The organism is Pricia antarctica (assembly GCF_900101815.1).
Taxonomy (GTDB): Bacteria; Bacteroidota; Bacteroidia; order Flavobacteriales; family Flavobacteriaceae; genus Pricia; species Pricia antarctica.
This window is the reverse complement of record NZ_FNAO01000007.1, coordinates 378564-392763: the sequence shown is the minus strand read 5'-3', so window position 1 is coordinate 392763 and position 14200 is coordinate 378564. Positions and strand designations below refer to the sequence as shown.

Below are 14200 nucleotides of genomic sequence, written 5' to 3'. Positions count from 1 at the left end.
GCGGAAATATTTTCAAACTATAATACCAAAGGAGTCATTAATTTGGCTCCTTTTTTTAATGACCAAAGGTGGGATAAAACGAAAATCGATACCGTAAGCCCCACTTATTAGCAGTACAAACGATATTTTCGCTTTTAGTCTAGTATTTTATCCGAATGCACTGCTTACTACTACTTTCGTGGCAGAGCATTTAGAACACTATAATTTATATATAATGAAAGTGGAACGGCCGAAGAAGAGAGTTATCGTTAGGGAGTATGATTTAGAGATCGGAAAAATTCAGGTTTATGAGAATTATATGGTATCGCTTTTTGAAGAAGACGCCACCCTTACTTTAGAAAGAGCCTACCAAATTATCGGTATCTCTGAAATACATTTCAGAAATAAAAATTTTGGTTTTATCAGCCTACGCAAAAATTCCTACGCCGTCGATCCTACCATCTACACCTATCTACGGCAACTCGAAAACCTAAAGGCCTTCGCCATCGTTTCCGTCAAGGAAATCGATATGCACAACTTTAAGATCGAAAAGCTGTTCTATAAGAAACCTATGAAGTTTTTTATTGAATACGATAATGCGTTGGCTTGGGTTAAAAGGCGGGTTAAATAGAAGTGATTATTGTTCTGTTGCGCTCCGTTTCCGGTCTGAATTTTTACCGGCGCAGCCTCGTACATTACGGGTATTTCAATGACAAAACGGGTACCTCTATTTACTTTTTCCAAACGAAGACCATCGCTAACCGTCGATACGATTTCAACAACCCGTGAAAGGTCTACTCCCGTATTTTCGATGGTCAGCATACAACCATCTATGGTATCGCTGCAAGTGCCAATGGACACAGTAACGGAATACGATTGAGGGGTAAAGGTGATGATACGGGTTAACAGGGCCGTTATGTTAGAAAGTGCGTCAGCAGAGTTATAAGAGGCATGCAAATGCCGGACGTCCGCATTAAAGTACAGGGCGACCTGTTGGGCATTGGCGAATGGCTGTAAACCGATTACCAATCCACGGAAGAGGGGAACTAAGTCTGCATTGACGTTGAACGTAGACATAGTTTTACAATTGAATTATGATGTCAGTAAGTTACCACAACTAATGCTCGTTTCCAAAACCTAAATCAGACTTTCGAAACCACGAAATGTGTTTTGAATCTTATAGCTGTGTTTTATGCGGAATCGAATTAAAATAGCTGGGGGCCAAAGAAAAGAGAATAATGAACTAATTTGGACTTTTCCTTTCACCTACGAATATCACATTTTCAGGTCCTATCTCCTCATTTTGAAAACCGGAGCCCTGTTATGCTGTTAAACAATGACTTCATCTGACCTCAAAAGCCAATATTCTCGGTAGCAAACAATACCTCTGAAGGAGTTCAATGCAACTATGGTAGCTTTAGAAAACCGTTGGTGGCAAATAATCTTGAATATGGATATTTAGAATGTAGTATAGAAATGACCAATAAATTAATAGATGATGCCTAGGTAGAGAAAGAAAGTTTTGAGTGTGCTTGATTAGGACTGTTCCCTTCCTGACTTCAGTTCTTCATTCACCGCAAACAAATCTAAAAACGCGCGCCCAATCCCTTCAATGACGCTAGAGGCCGTCAACGCTTGATAACCTGTCTTTTCCACCTCAATATCACCTGCCCGACCGTGCAGATACACCCCGATAATAGAGGCTCGCAAAGGTTCATAACCTTGGGCAACAAGTCCGGTAATCATCCCCGTAAGCACATCGCCGGTGCCGCCCGTTGCCATTCCGGGGTTGCCAGTAGTATTCACATAGCCTTTTCCATCGTAAACAGTAATGGTATTAGCGCCTTTAATGACCAGTACACAATCATACATTTTAGAGAAGGCTTTGGCCATCTCCAATTTTTCGAAATCACCGTCCCATTTTCCGATCAGGCGTTCGAGTTCTTTGGGATGTGGGGTCAAAACAGTTTGAGAAGGTAGTTTCTTTAGAAGTTCCTTGCTTTCAGAGAGAATGTTCAACGCATCGGCATCGACCACTAAAGGCGTATCATTGCTATTCAAAAAATCGATAAAAGCCTTTACCGTTTTTTTATCCTTGCCCATACCCATGCCTATGCCAATCACGGTAGGGGAAATATCAAAATCAATGTTCGAAATGTGTCTTTCATCCACATCCGTAATAACCATAGCTTCGGGAAAATTGGTCTGTAATGGAATATATCCGCATTGTGGCACATAGACGGTGACCAGTCCACTTCCCGTATGCAAACAGGCTTTAGCAGCCAAATGAACCGCACCAATTTTTCCATAGCTACCACCAATAATCAAACTATGGCCATAGGTGCCTTTATGCGAAAATTTTTCTCTTGGAATGTAATAGGATAGCACCTCGTTCTTCCCGATGAGTTCATAATCCGTCTCCGTGTTCATCAAAAATTCCGTATCCAAACCGATATCCAATAGTTCCCATTGTTCGGTGTAGATTCCTGTTTGAGGGAGGAAGAAGATTAATTTAGGTACTTGAAAGCTTAGGGTATGGTTCGCCTTAACGACCGCTTTTTCATCGGCAGGCACTTTATCCGTAAATAATCCCGATGGAATATCCACCGAAAGCGTAAAAGCATCCGAGCGGTGCAGATGTTCGAATATTTCGACGACCCAATCGTCTGGCGGACGGTTCAGTCCCAATCCGAAAATGGCATCGACTAGAATATCCTCCCGACCGATTTCGGGCAGGTCATCGCCTTCCTCCAGAAATTCGGGCCACACCTCTCGATCCTTCAAACGTTTGAGATTGGTCAAAAAATCATCGGAGCGTTTTTTGCTGTAATTGACCACGTAGACCGTACAAGTATAGCCGTGTTCCTGAAGCTGCCGCGCCAATGCCAGGCCATCGCCGCCATTGTTTCCGATACCACAGAACAGATGGATCTTGACCTGGTCGCCCTGCAATCGCAGGTGCAACCAGTTGAACAACTGCGTTGCGGCCCGTTCCATCAGCGCATCGCTCGTGATATCCTGTTTTTTTATAGTGGCTTTATCAGCGGCGTATATTTGTTCGGCGGAGAATATTTTCATAAAAATGCTATTTTGTTGTCATCCCTGTAAAAGTAAGAATCTCTTTGCTGTCACTATTTAGGTTATTGACAACTAAGTTCCCTATTCGGCCAACCCTAAATCTGAATAACCCGGAAACCCAATAACGGAATAGAAAAAATTTGATTAAGCGCCTAAAAATACTACTTTTGAAGCTTTCGAAACCGTATGTTTTTAGCTTGAACGGACATAAAACTAGACTATATCCCATTTTATAATGCGTACACCCTTTCCATTGGCCGGTTCATCCCCTTGGGATAACCAAAAAAAATTCTACACTTTTGGCAATTTACAGCGCGCTTTCCCAAATCACTCGTTAATACTACCCTTATCATGAAAGTCTTAAAATTCGGGGGCACATCCGTTGCCAACGCCCAAAATATAAGCTTGGTCAAAAATATCGTAGCTCATACGGTTGCGGATAAAATCATTGTCGTTGTTTCCGCCTTTGGTGGGGTTACCGATCAGCTTTTGCATGCCGCGCTATTAGCCTCCGTTCAAAACAGGGATTATAAAACAGTTTTAAAGGAAATAGAGGACCGGCACTTGGCCACGATCAAGGAGCTGATTTCCATAAAGGATCAGAGCCAGGTCTTGAGCAAGGTAAAAAGTGATATCAACACCTTGGAAACCTTGTTGGAAGGCGCCTATCTGATCGGAGAAATTACGCCCAAACTATCCGATAAAATCGTGAGTTACGGCGAACTTTTGTCTTCCTATATCATTAGCGAGTTCTTTTTGCAGGAACAGATGGATGTCGTTTACAAGGATAGCCGGGAACTCATAAAGACCGGTGATAGCACCGGAAAGGCGAGTGTTCATTTCGAACGAACCAATACCAACTGTGCTACTTATTTTTCCGAGGTACCGAACAAAGTTATCGTAATGCCAGGCTTTATCGCTTCTTCGGAAAATGGAAGCTCTACCACTTTGGGAAGGGGCGGTTCCGACTATACCGCTGCCATAGTGGCGGCTGCAATCGATGCCGAGGTTCTCGAAATTTGGACGGATGTCAGCGGCATGTTCACTGCCAATCCAAAACTGGTCAAACAGGCCAAGGCGATTCCGCATATATCCTACGAAGAGGCCATGGAACTATCCCATTTTGGCGCTAAGGTATTGTATCCTCCGACCATACAGCCCGTTTTGGCGAAAGGGATCTCCATCCATATCAAAAACACCTTGGCGCCTGAAGATGCCGGCACCCTGATTACAAAGAACAAGAACGAAAAAGGAAAGACCGTTAGGGGCATTACCCATGTGGGCAATATGGCGCTGCTGTCTTTAGAAGGTCCCGGAATGGTAGGTATCCCGGGAATTTCGAAACGTTTTTTCGAAGTACTTTCCCAAGCCGAAATCAGCGTCGTCTTTATCACCCAAGCGTCTTCCGAACATTCCATTTGCGTCGGAATTTCGGCAGACGATGTACATCATGCGGTAGATGTGGTCAACACGGCTTTTGAGTATGAAATCGAACGCGGAAAAATAAAATCAACCATCGCCGAAATCGATCTGGCCATTATCGCGCTTGTAGGTGATAACATGAAACACCATCAAGGCCTGAGCGGCAAGATGTTCAGTACTTTGGGACGTAACAATGTAAATATCAGGGCAATCGCTCAAGGGGCTTCGGAACGGAACATTTCCGCAGTTATCATAAAAAGTGATGTAAAAAAAGCCCTGAACGCCCTTCATGAGGAATTTTTCGAGGAAAACATCAAACAGCTCAACCTTTTTGTCATGGGTGTTGGCAATGTAGGCGCCAAATTCTTGGAGCAGGTACGGCAACAGCGCAAGTTTTTAAAGGAAAACCTAAAACTGAACATTCGGGTCATCGGCATATCGAACTCCCGCACCATGGTATTTGACGAAAATGGCATCCCGCTAAAAGATTGGGAATCCGTATTGGCCCAAGGTCAAAAGGCGGACAAAGTAGGATTTTTCGAAACGGTGCAAAACCTCAATTACAGGAATTCCATTTTTGTGGACAATACGGCCAGCGACGAAGTAGCATCGACCTATCACTCGTATCTGGGGAACAGTATTTCGGTCGTCACCTGTAATAAAATTGCGTGCTCATCGAACTATGAGAATTACAAAAGCTTGAAAGATCTGGCGCGAACTTACAACGCCCCTTTCCTCTTCGAAACTAACGTGGGTGCGGGGTTGCCGATTATCGACACTTTGAAGCATTTGATAGCTTCGGGGGATAAGGTTCTTAAAATCCAGGCCGTACTATCCGGAAGTCTCAATTTCGTGTTCAACAATTTTAACGAAAATACTACCTTTCACGACGTGGTGGAACAGGCGAAAGCGGAAGGGTATACCGAGCCCGATCCCAAAATCGACCTTAGTGGAATCGACGTGATGCGCAAAATCTTGATCTTGGCGAGAGAAAGCGGGAATAAACTTGACATTTCCGATATCAAGAACAAACCCTTCTTACCGAAAGAAAGCCTTGATACTGACAATAATGAAGATTTCTTCGCTTCCCTTAAGACGCACGAAACCGGTTTTCAAAAATTATATACGGATGCCCAAAAAGCGGATAGCAAATTAAAGTATGTGGCCCAATTCGAAGATGGGAAAGCGAGCGTCGGCTTACAGCAGATTCCCAAAGGCCACGATTTTTACAATCTCGAAGGAAGTGATAATATTGTGCTGTTCTATACCGAACGCTACCCGAATCAACCGATGATTATTAAAGGCGCGGGTGCGGGTGCGGATGTAACCGCTTCGGGGATATTTGCGGATATTATTCGAATCGGTAATTTTTAACAATGCGTTCGCGAGGAGCGAACGGCAGGGTTGAAATGGCCGAAAAATTTTAAGAGCGGCGCGGCTATTTCTTACACATCTTAGAATGCTGAATAGATTGCTTTGCTCCGCTCGCAATTACAACCAAAATGAAAAATATTAGTGTTTTTTGTCCCGCCACAATAGCCAATATTTCCTGCGGGTTTGATGTGCTTGGCGTAGCATTGGAAAGCGTCGGTGACGAAATGATTATCCGGAAAGTCGACCAGAAAGGTATCCGTATTACAAAATTGACCGGCCAGGACCTGCCCATTGAAACCCATATGAACGTGGCCGGTGTAGCCGGACTGGCATTATTGGCCGAAAGCGATTATGAAGGCGGATTCGAAATAGAAATCCACAAAAAAATCAAGGCAGGTAGCGGTATAGGTAGTAGCGCGGCCAGTTCTACAGGTGCCGTTTGGGCCATGAACGAACTACTCGGCCGGCCGTTTTCAAAACTCCAATTGGTAAAATTTGCCATGGAAGGCGAGCGACTGGCCAGCGGGGTCGCCCATGCCGATAACGTCGCTCCTGCCCTATTCGGGGGTTTTACGTTGGTACGCAGTTATCATCCGTTGGATATTGTTGCGATTCCAAGTCCCCCGCAATTGTGGGCTACGGTGATACATCCTCAAATCGAAATACGAACCTCCGATTCCCGAAAAATATTGAAGACGAATATCACCTTGGCCGATGGCATAAAACAATGGGGAAACCTCGGCGGATTGGTAGCGGGACTCTTTACCGAGGATTACGACCTCATCGGCCGTTCCCTGATCGATCATATTGTAGAACCCATCCGCTCCATTTTGATTCCCGGGTTTGATAAGGTTAAATCCGTTTCCTTGGAAGCCGGGGCGCTCGGATGTGGCATTTCGGGTTCTGGGCCATCGATTTTTGCGTTTAGCAAAGGAGAAGAGACAGCCAAAAAGGTTGCAGGTGCTATGAAGGAAGTCTATAAAAAAATCGGGATAGATTATGACGTGCATGTTTCAAAGGTGAATGTCGACGGCGTTCGTGCACTGTAAAGGAAGCCACCATGAAAAAAACGCTGCTTTTTCTAAAAGATGATAGCTTTTAAAAAAATCGTGAATCCTACATCCGCCTTTTTCAAAGCATCAAATTCATAAACCCGCTTGCCAGAGGGGCAGGTTTTAAAATCGAACCATTGAACTATTACAGCCTTAACAAAAAAGCTCCCGACGTATCCTTTAAAGATGCCGTTATCCAAGGTATTGCTCCTGATAAGGGATTATATTTCCCCGAAAGTATCACTCCCCTACCCGATTCGTTCTTTACGGATATCCAGAATTTATCACACCATGAAATCGCTCTTCAGGCCATTCGGCAATTTGTTTCAGCCGATATTCCCGATTCAGTTCTAAAGGATATTTTACAGGAAGTGTTGGACTTTGACTTTCCGGTCGTCGAAATAGAGGATAAGGTGGCTACGCTTGAACTTTTCCACGGTCCCACTATGGCATTTAAGGATGTGGGCGCGCGGTTCATGGCACAATGCCTTAGCTATTTTTCCCGTGGAAAAAAATCAGAAGTAACCGTACTGGTGGCTACTTCCGGAGATACTGGCGGTGCTGTGGCCAACGGCTTTTTAGGGGTTGACGGCGTAAAGGTGGTCATACTCTACCCCAGTGGAAAAGTGAGCGATATCCAGGAACGACAGCTCACCACTTTGGGGAAAAATATTACCGCCTTGCAAGTGGACGGTACTTTCGACGACTGCCAAAAAATGGTCAAGACCGCCTTTTTGGATGAAGAGCTACTGGCGGCAATGCAGCTCACCTCGGCCAACTCGATTAACGTGGCAAGATGGCTGCCGCAAATGTTCTATTTTCTTTTTGCCTATAAGGCCGTTAAATCCAAAGCAAAAGAGATAGTCTTTTCCATTCCAAGCGGGAATTTCGGGAACATCTGTGCCGGTATGGTCGCCCAACGCTTGGGCATGCCCGTCAAACATTTTGTGGCCGCCACCAATGTGAACGATACCGTTCCCGAATTCATGCTAACCGGAAAATACAATCCGAAACCTTCTACAGCGACCATTTCCAACGCTATGGATGTTGGAGATCCAAGCAATTTTATCCGTATCCGACATTTGTATACCGATGATTATGTGGCCTTGAAAAAGAATCTTTCCTCTTTTGCATTCACGGATGAAGAAACGCGGAACGCTATCCTAAAAATCTACAAGACTAGCGGCTATATCTCCGACCCTCATGGGGCCGTTGGCTATCTCGGCTTAAAAAAATATAGGGAAAGCCATCCGGATACCTATGGCATCTTTTTGGAAACCGCGCACCCTGTAAAGTTTTTGGATGTGGTGGTGGAAACTATCGGGGCAACCCTCAAAATCCCGCCGCAAATCGAACAGGTAATGCATAGGGTGAAAAAATCCATCCCGATAAAAAATTATGGGGAGCTGAAGGAGTTTCTATTGGACGAGAGTTAAAATCTCTTAACGGTTATTCAGTATAGGTAGTCAAAAAAACGAAAATGGTTTGGGTTGTTGTCCGGTAGAGCCGACCTTTTGAGAATCCCACTACCATTCAATCCAATTCCGGTCAATCCAATTCCGGCAGTTCAAAATCATCCAACGGACTGGGCTTGGCCATCATTTTTTCTATGGCTTCCGTCGTTCGCGGTGCCATGGCCGATAGATTGACGGGACCGTCCGCGGTAATCTGAATATCATCTTCGATCCGTACGGCGATGCCCCACCATTTCTTGTCGCAATCGCTGCCTTCGGGAATGTAAATACCAGGTTCTACAGTAATTACCGTGTTCGGTCTGAACACCTGATAAGTACCTTGATCATGAACATCCAATCCCAAATAATGTGAAGTACCGTGGGGAAAGTAGGTTCTTGCCTCCTGATCCTTTGAAATTATGCCCAATTGGATTAATCCTTCGGTGACTACTTTGCTCGCTGCTTGGCCCGGAGCCTGAAAAGCCGCACCGACCACGCTTGCCTTTATTCCCGCTTCTTGGGCTTCGTAAACGATATCATAAATCTGCTTTTGTTCTTTGCTGAACTTGCCATTAGCGGGAATTGTACGGGTAACATCGGCGGTGTAACCGCGGTACTCCGCGCCCAAATCCATCAGCACCAAGTCGTTTCCAACTTTAGGTTTATTGTTTTCTATATAGTGCAGGATGCAGCCATTATTACCCCCACCGACGATGGAGGGATAACCTTCGTATTCAGCTCCATATTTTTTGTAGACATATTCATGCACACCCTGAATTTCGGTTTCGGACATATTCGGATGCATGGCTTTCATTACCTCGACCTGGCCCACTGCAGATATCTCGATGGCCTTTTTGAGCAATACCATTTCTTCATCGGTTTTCGTCTCACGCAACGTGGCCATTATTTCCCCGAGCCTTGCCGAGTTCAGGTTATTCGCACTCAAATGTAGAGCAACCTTATCCTTTATCTCGCTGCGTAATGTATTATCGGAAGCGTTTACGAATCCACTTAAAAGCTCATCTTCTTTAAGAGCCTCGTCCCTGCTGAGATAGCGTCCCAAAATTTGGGCCACATTGGCGCTGTTTTCAATCTCGGTGGATTTTATCATAGCATACAAGCGCTGTTTAGCGGGATCATAATCCGAGGGATAATTGGTTTTTTTCTTAAAATGCTTTATAAGGTTGAAAAGATCGGCCTCGTCTCCGGTATTGCGATAATCGTTCTCAAAATCAAAAAACAGCACCGAATCGAAGTTTTTGAAATTCGTTGATGCCTTTGAAAATTCGCTTCCGTTAAAAACCATTTCAAAACCTAATCTGGACTTTGTGCCTTCGACGCCGAGCCGTTTGCCATTCCACTGTTCCGCCCTTGGATTTCGTTCCTGTACATACAGAACTTCATTGAACGCGGTACCGTCGCCACTATTTTGGTTTTCTGAGAAAATAAGCAGTACGGCATTTGGTTCCCGGTATCCCGTCAAATAATAAAAATTGGGGTCTTGGTGGTAAATATAGTCCACATCATTGGCCCGGTTGCGCTCGGCATTGGCAAAAAATACGGCCACACTGTTCGCGGGCATCATCTCGCGAACGAGTTCCCTTCGACCTTTGTGGAAATCGGCGGACAGGTAATCCGTTGGCATATCTTGAGCGTCTGTGTGCGCAAAAGTGAACAGCATAACTACAAAACAAAAAACGATTCTTGGCATGGTCAATTCATTTTTAAGTTGATACTAGTTCCCTAGAGTACACAAATATTGTGCAAAACATAACAACAAGCAATTTACTATCCCTAAATATTTCGATAGCTTTGCATTTCAGTGGGCAGTAGCAGTTGCGGTAGACATTGATAAGTGATTTAAAATAACCAAACTTCTAAACTTTTTAAAAATGAAAAACACGGCCCTTACCGATACCCATATCGCCCTTGGCGCAAAAATGGTACCCTTTGCAGGATATAATATGCCCGTTTCCTACGAAGGCGTCAATGCCGAACATGAAACGGTACGCAAAGGCGTCGGGGTTTTCGACGTTTCGCATATGGGGGAATTTTTGATCGAGGGACCAAAAGCATTGGAATTGATTCAAAAGGTGACCTCGAACGACGCTTCTAAATTGACAGTCGGAAAAGCCCAATACAGCTATCTGCCCAACGAAACCGGGGGAATTGTCGACGATCTGATCGTTTATCGGATAAAAGATGAAACCTATCTTTTGGTGGTCAACGCCTCGAATATCGATAAAGATTGGACGCATATTTCAAAATACAACGAGGACATAGCTGCGGATATGCGAAACATTTCCGAAGGATTTTCACTATTGGCCATTCAAGGTCCGAAAGCTATCAAAGCGATGCAATCCCTGACTTCCGTGGATTTGGAAGCTATTAACTTCTATAATTTGGTAGTTGCCGATTTTGCAGGAATCGATTACGTGATTATATCCGCTACGGGATACACGGGTTCAGGGGGATTTGAAATCTATTGCAAGAACACCGAAGTCCAGCAGATTTGGGATAAAGTGTTTGAGGCAGGAGCCGATTTCGATATTAAACCCATTGGATTGGGTGCCAGGGATACGCTGCGCCTAGAAATGGGATATTGTCTTTATGGAAATGATATCGACGATAAAACCTCCCCTTTTGAAGCAGGTCTGGGTTGGATCACCAAATTCACCAAAGATTTTGTGAACAGTGATGCCTTGGCCAAAGAAAAGGAAAAGGGTGCCGACCAAAAGCTTATTGGTTTTGAGCTTGACGAACGGGGCATACCACGCCAGGGCTACGATATCGTTGACGAGCAGGGCAAGAAAATCGGGGTAGTCACCTCCGGTACCATGTCGCCTTCACTTAACAAAGGAATCGGAATGGGCTATGTGCCATCAAACCTATCGAAACCGGACACCAAAATCCATATCCAAATTCGAAAAAATACGGTACCCGCGACCGTTGTAAAACTTCCTTTTTACAAAAGATAATCAATCTCTATGGCGAAAGAAAGGCGAAAGAAAGACGAAGGAAACAAAAGGATTCTAATTTTAGGGGGAAGTGGTTTTTTGGGGAACGCCATTTACAAAGAACTCTGTAAGTATTTCGACACCTATGGCACCTATTTTTCGGCACGGAAGTCCTATGAAGACAATCGTCAATTCTTCCGATATAATATGGAGGAGGACGATATATTCCGAATATTGGAAAAAGTCCGACCACATTGTATCATCTCCGCCCTAAGGGGTAATTTTGCCGCCCAGATACAGGCACATCAACATGTTGTGGAATATATATCACAAAATGATTGTGTGCTTTATTTTCTTTCGTCGGCCAATGTTTTTGATGCCTACCGCAAGTATCCTTCGTATGAATATGAGAAGACCCTTTCCGAGAGCGTTTACGGACGCTTAAAAATCAAGATCGAGAACATGTTGCTCAGGCTTCCTCAAGAGAAAATGGGGATTCTGAGGGTACCCATGGTTTTCGGTAACGGTTCTCCCCGCATCAAGGAAATTAAAAAGTTCATTTGGGAAAACGAGCCCATAGAGGTTTTTCCCAACCTGATATTTAATGTAACCAGCGACGATAAGCTGACCCAACAAATCCACTATCTCATCAACCGGAATAAAACGGGCATCTATCATTTGGGAAGTAAAGATTTAGTACATCACGAAGATTTTATCAAGGAAGTGGTCGAGCGCATCGGCAACTTCAACCCCATTTACAAAAGGGTTTATACAACGAACGAAGATCGCTATTTGGCCGTACTTCCCAAAGACAACAAATTGCCCAAAAACCTACAGGTGGGTTACCAGGAAGTTATTGACCATCATGTAAATAGATAGAAAATTCCCCCGAAATTTCGCGACCAAATTCCAATTTATAAAACCGTACTTAGCAATCCTCCGTGACGCTTGACCACCGCTTTAGCTTACCTTGCGCCGCTAGGCATCGGCTGAGAGAGGTTGTTCTGAATAGTACTTTCAAAAACAAATTTCGAATTATTCATCGATTCCGTCAAAATTAGTTTGATTTGCAAACCGTCAATACGTACCTAAACCCGTATATTTAGTTTGACAAAAAATAAACTTTATTTATGAAAAAATTATCAGAAAAAGACATCGAAAAAAAATTGGAAAAACTAAAGGGATGGGAATATGTCGACGGCGCCATTGAGACTTCCTTTCAATTCGAGAATTTTAAGGAAGCTTTTTCGGTCATGACCCGAATCGCCTTCGAATGCGAGGCTCAGGGCCACCATCCCGATTGGAGCAACGTTTACAATACCCTAACTATTAGCCTCAGCACACATGATGCCGAAGGAGTTACCGAGAAGGATTTCAAATTGGCCCAAAGTATCGAGGGAATAATTGACTCGGATTAGAGTTTGTTGGCGGTAGTAATTGACTGATAAATTCCAAGTACCAAATACCAAATTTAAAGGAAATTGGATTTTAGTTCTTGGAATTTTTTTGGTACTTGCTACAGTTCGCATTTTTATTAAATTTGCCGTCAGTAAATACTACTCGAAACAAACCTGTTTTAATCATAGAATTGGGGAATTCAATCCTAAGCGATTAAAAAGTAGCGAAATTATGGGAAGAGCTTTTGAATTTCGAAAGGCACGAAAAATGAAACGCTGGGCGGCGATGTCCAAAGCCTTTACACGTATTGGGAAGGATATCGTTATGGCCGTCAAGGAAGGTGGACCTGATCCGGACGCCAATTCTAGGCTTAGGGCCGTTATCCAGAACGCAAAGTCCGTCAACATGCCCAAAGACAATATCGATAGGGCCATCAAACGGGCCTCTGATAAAAGTCTTGGCGACTTCAAAGAAGTGCTATTCGAAGGCTATGCCCCGCACGGCATTGCCATTTTAATCGAGACCGCTACGGACAACAATACCCGTACCGTAGCCAACATTCGCAGTTATTTTAATAAATGTGATGGCAGTCTGGGTACCTCCGGGTCTGTGGAATTTATGTTCGACCATACTTGTAATTTCCGGATTCCTGCAGAAGGTATCGACGCAGAGGAACTAGAGCTTGAAATGATCGATTTCGGGGCTGAGGAAGTTTTCGTCGACGATGATGGAATTTTAATCTACGCCCCCTTCGAAAGTTTTGGCGACATCCAAAAAGAACTGGAGAACCGTAACTTGGAAATTCTATCTTCAGGATTTGAACGTATCCCGCAAGTCACCAAAGCCCTTTCGGAAGCTGATCAAGAAGATGTCGAAAAACTTCTTGAAAAAATTGAAGAAGACGATGATGTGCAGAATGTCTATCATTCAATGGAAGAGTAACCAAAGAAAATCCTATTAGAGCTCATTAAAACTGAACGGAAATCAAGGGGTTTTTGGTTTTTGAAATCAAAAAAGAAGCCGGTCCATGATTGCATTCAAACGAACCTAGTAGAAAATCCCATAAAAAAATCCCATTTTCTAAAAAAAGATATTGGGCTTTCCGGTCAGCAGGTAATGGGTATTAATTATTGTAAAGATAAATCGAAGATGCGGACATCAGATCCGTGTGAACCGTCGGCGCAACGTTGCCGTTGGTAATAAGGGTAGTTTACAGCAAGGTCTGCTGCGCCACGCTTTCGGTTCCCCTGTTTCCCTCGGTTTCGTCACTGGAAAAATAGATAGAAGAGGCGGCCATTAAATCTTGACTATAGGATGGGGCCAAATCTCCCCCATCGCCAATGGCAGTATAACCCAAAACTTTTCCGTTTCCGACCTCCGAAATATAAATAGCATCCGTTTCGGAATCATAGGCAACATCAATCGGATTACCCAAAGTGGTAGAAGGACCAGCTACACATACCTGCATACTCACGAGCAAGGGATT

General features: G+C 44.0%; 12 protein-coding genes. 8 read left to right on the top strand and 4 right to left on the bottom strand.

Features of this window, described 5'->3' with window-relative positions:
- The first annotated feature begins 214 nt into the window (after positions 1–214).
- Positions 215–610: an STAS/SEC14 domain-containing protein gene (locus tag BLT07_RS15370; protein ID WP_091870921.1), complete on the top strand. Its 396-nt coding sequence runs from the start codon at positions 215–217 to the stop codon at positions 608–610.
- Here the strand turns inward: BLT07_RS15370 and BLT07_RS15365 are convergent.
- Together BLT07_RS15365 and BLT07_RS15360 are read right to left on the bottom strand one after the other, a co-directional pair.
- A complete protein-coding gene (locus BLT07_RS15365) occupies positions 538–1056 on the bottom strand; it encodes an ATP-binding protein (RefSeq protein WP_091870918.1) in 519 nt (172 codons plus the stop codon). The two genes, BLT07_RS15370 and BLT07_RS15365, sit on opposite strands and share 73 nt — an antisense overlap.
- Before the next feature lie 459 nt (positions 1057–1515).
- Entirely contained in the window at positions 1516–3057 is a 1542-nt protein-coding gene (locus BLT07_RS15360) for an NAD(P)H-hydrate dehydratase (protein ID WP_091870915.1), read from the bottom strand.
- A gap of 351 nt (positions 3058–3408) precedes the next feature.
- Here BLT07_RS15360 and thrA point away from each other — a divergent pair, with 351 nt between their 5' ends.
- The 3 genes from thrA to thrC all read left to right on the top strand — a co-directional run bounded on the left by thrA (position 3409) and on the right by thrC (position 8341).
- On the top strand, positions 3409–5853 hold the full coding sequence (gene thrA / locus BLT07_RS15355; protein WP_091870911.1) for a bifunctional aspartate kinase/homoserine dehydrogenase I: 2445 nt from the start codon (positions 3409–3411) through the stop codon (positions 5851–5853).
- Between the two features lie 128 nt (positions 5854–5981).
- Positions 5982–6902, top strand: coding sequence for a homoserine kinase (locus tag BLT07_RS15350; RefSeq protein WP_091870907.1), 921 nt, complete (start codon positions 5982–5984; stop codon positions 6900–6902).
- 140 nt (positions 6903–7042) lie between these two features.
- Positions 7043–8341 (top strand): threonine synthase, encoded by a 1299-nt coding sequence (thrC, locus tag BLT07_RS15345; protein WP_091870902.1) that lies wholly within the window; start codon positions 7043–7045, stop codon positions 8339–8341.
- Positions 8342–8453: 112 nt separating this feature from the next.
- Here thrC and BLT07_RS15340 read toward each other — a convergent pair whose 3' ends face one another.
- Positions 8454–10070, bottom strand: coding sequence for an aminopeptidase P N-terminal domain-containing protein (locus BLT07_RS15340; RefSeq protein ID WP_091870898.1), 1617 nt, complete (start codon positions 10068–10070; stop codon positions 8454–8456).
- Positions 10071–10251: 181 nt separating this feature from the next.
- Between BLT07_RS15340 and gcvT the strand changes: the two genes are divergently transcribed.
- The 4 genes from gcvT (at position 10252) to BLT07_RS15320 (ending at position 13656) form a co-directional block, all read left to right on the top strand.
- Entirely contained in the window at positions 10252–11337 is a 1086-nt protein-coding gene (gene gcvT, locus BLT07_RS15335) for a glycine cleavage system aminomethyltransferase GcvT (RefSeq protein ID WP_091870894.1), read from the top strand.
- Between the two features lie 9 nt (positions 11338–11346).
- Entirely contained in the window at positions 11347–12195 is an 849-nt protein-coding gene (locus BLT07_RS15330) for a sugar nucleotide-binding protein (protein WP_091870890.1), read from the top strand.
- 251 nt (positions 12196–12446) lie between these two features.
- A complete protein-coding gene (locus BLT07_RS15325; RefSeq protein ID WP_091870885.1) occupies positions 12447–12734 on the top strand; it encodes a 4a-hydroxytetrahydrobiopterin dehydratase in 288 nt (95 codons plus the stop codon).
- Between the two features lie 211 nt (positions 12735–12945).
- Positions 12946–13656: a YebC/PmpR family DNA-binding transcriptional regulator gene (locus BLT07_RS15320; RefSeq protein WP_091871091.1), complete on the top strand. Its 711-nt coding sequence runs from the start codon at positions 12946–12948 to the stop codon at positions 13654–13656.
- Positions 13657–13924: 268 nt separating this feature from the next.
- Here BLT07_RS15320 and BLT07_RS15315 read toward each other — a convergent pair whose 3' ends face one another.
- Positions 13925–14194 (bottom strand): hypothetical protein, encoded by a 270-nt coding sequence (locus BLT07_RS15315; protein WP_175455347.1) that lies wholly within the window; start codon positions 14192–14194, stop codon positions 13925–13927.
- Between the last annotated feature and the right edge of the window lie 6 nt (positions 14195–14200).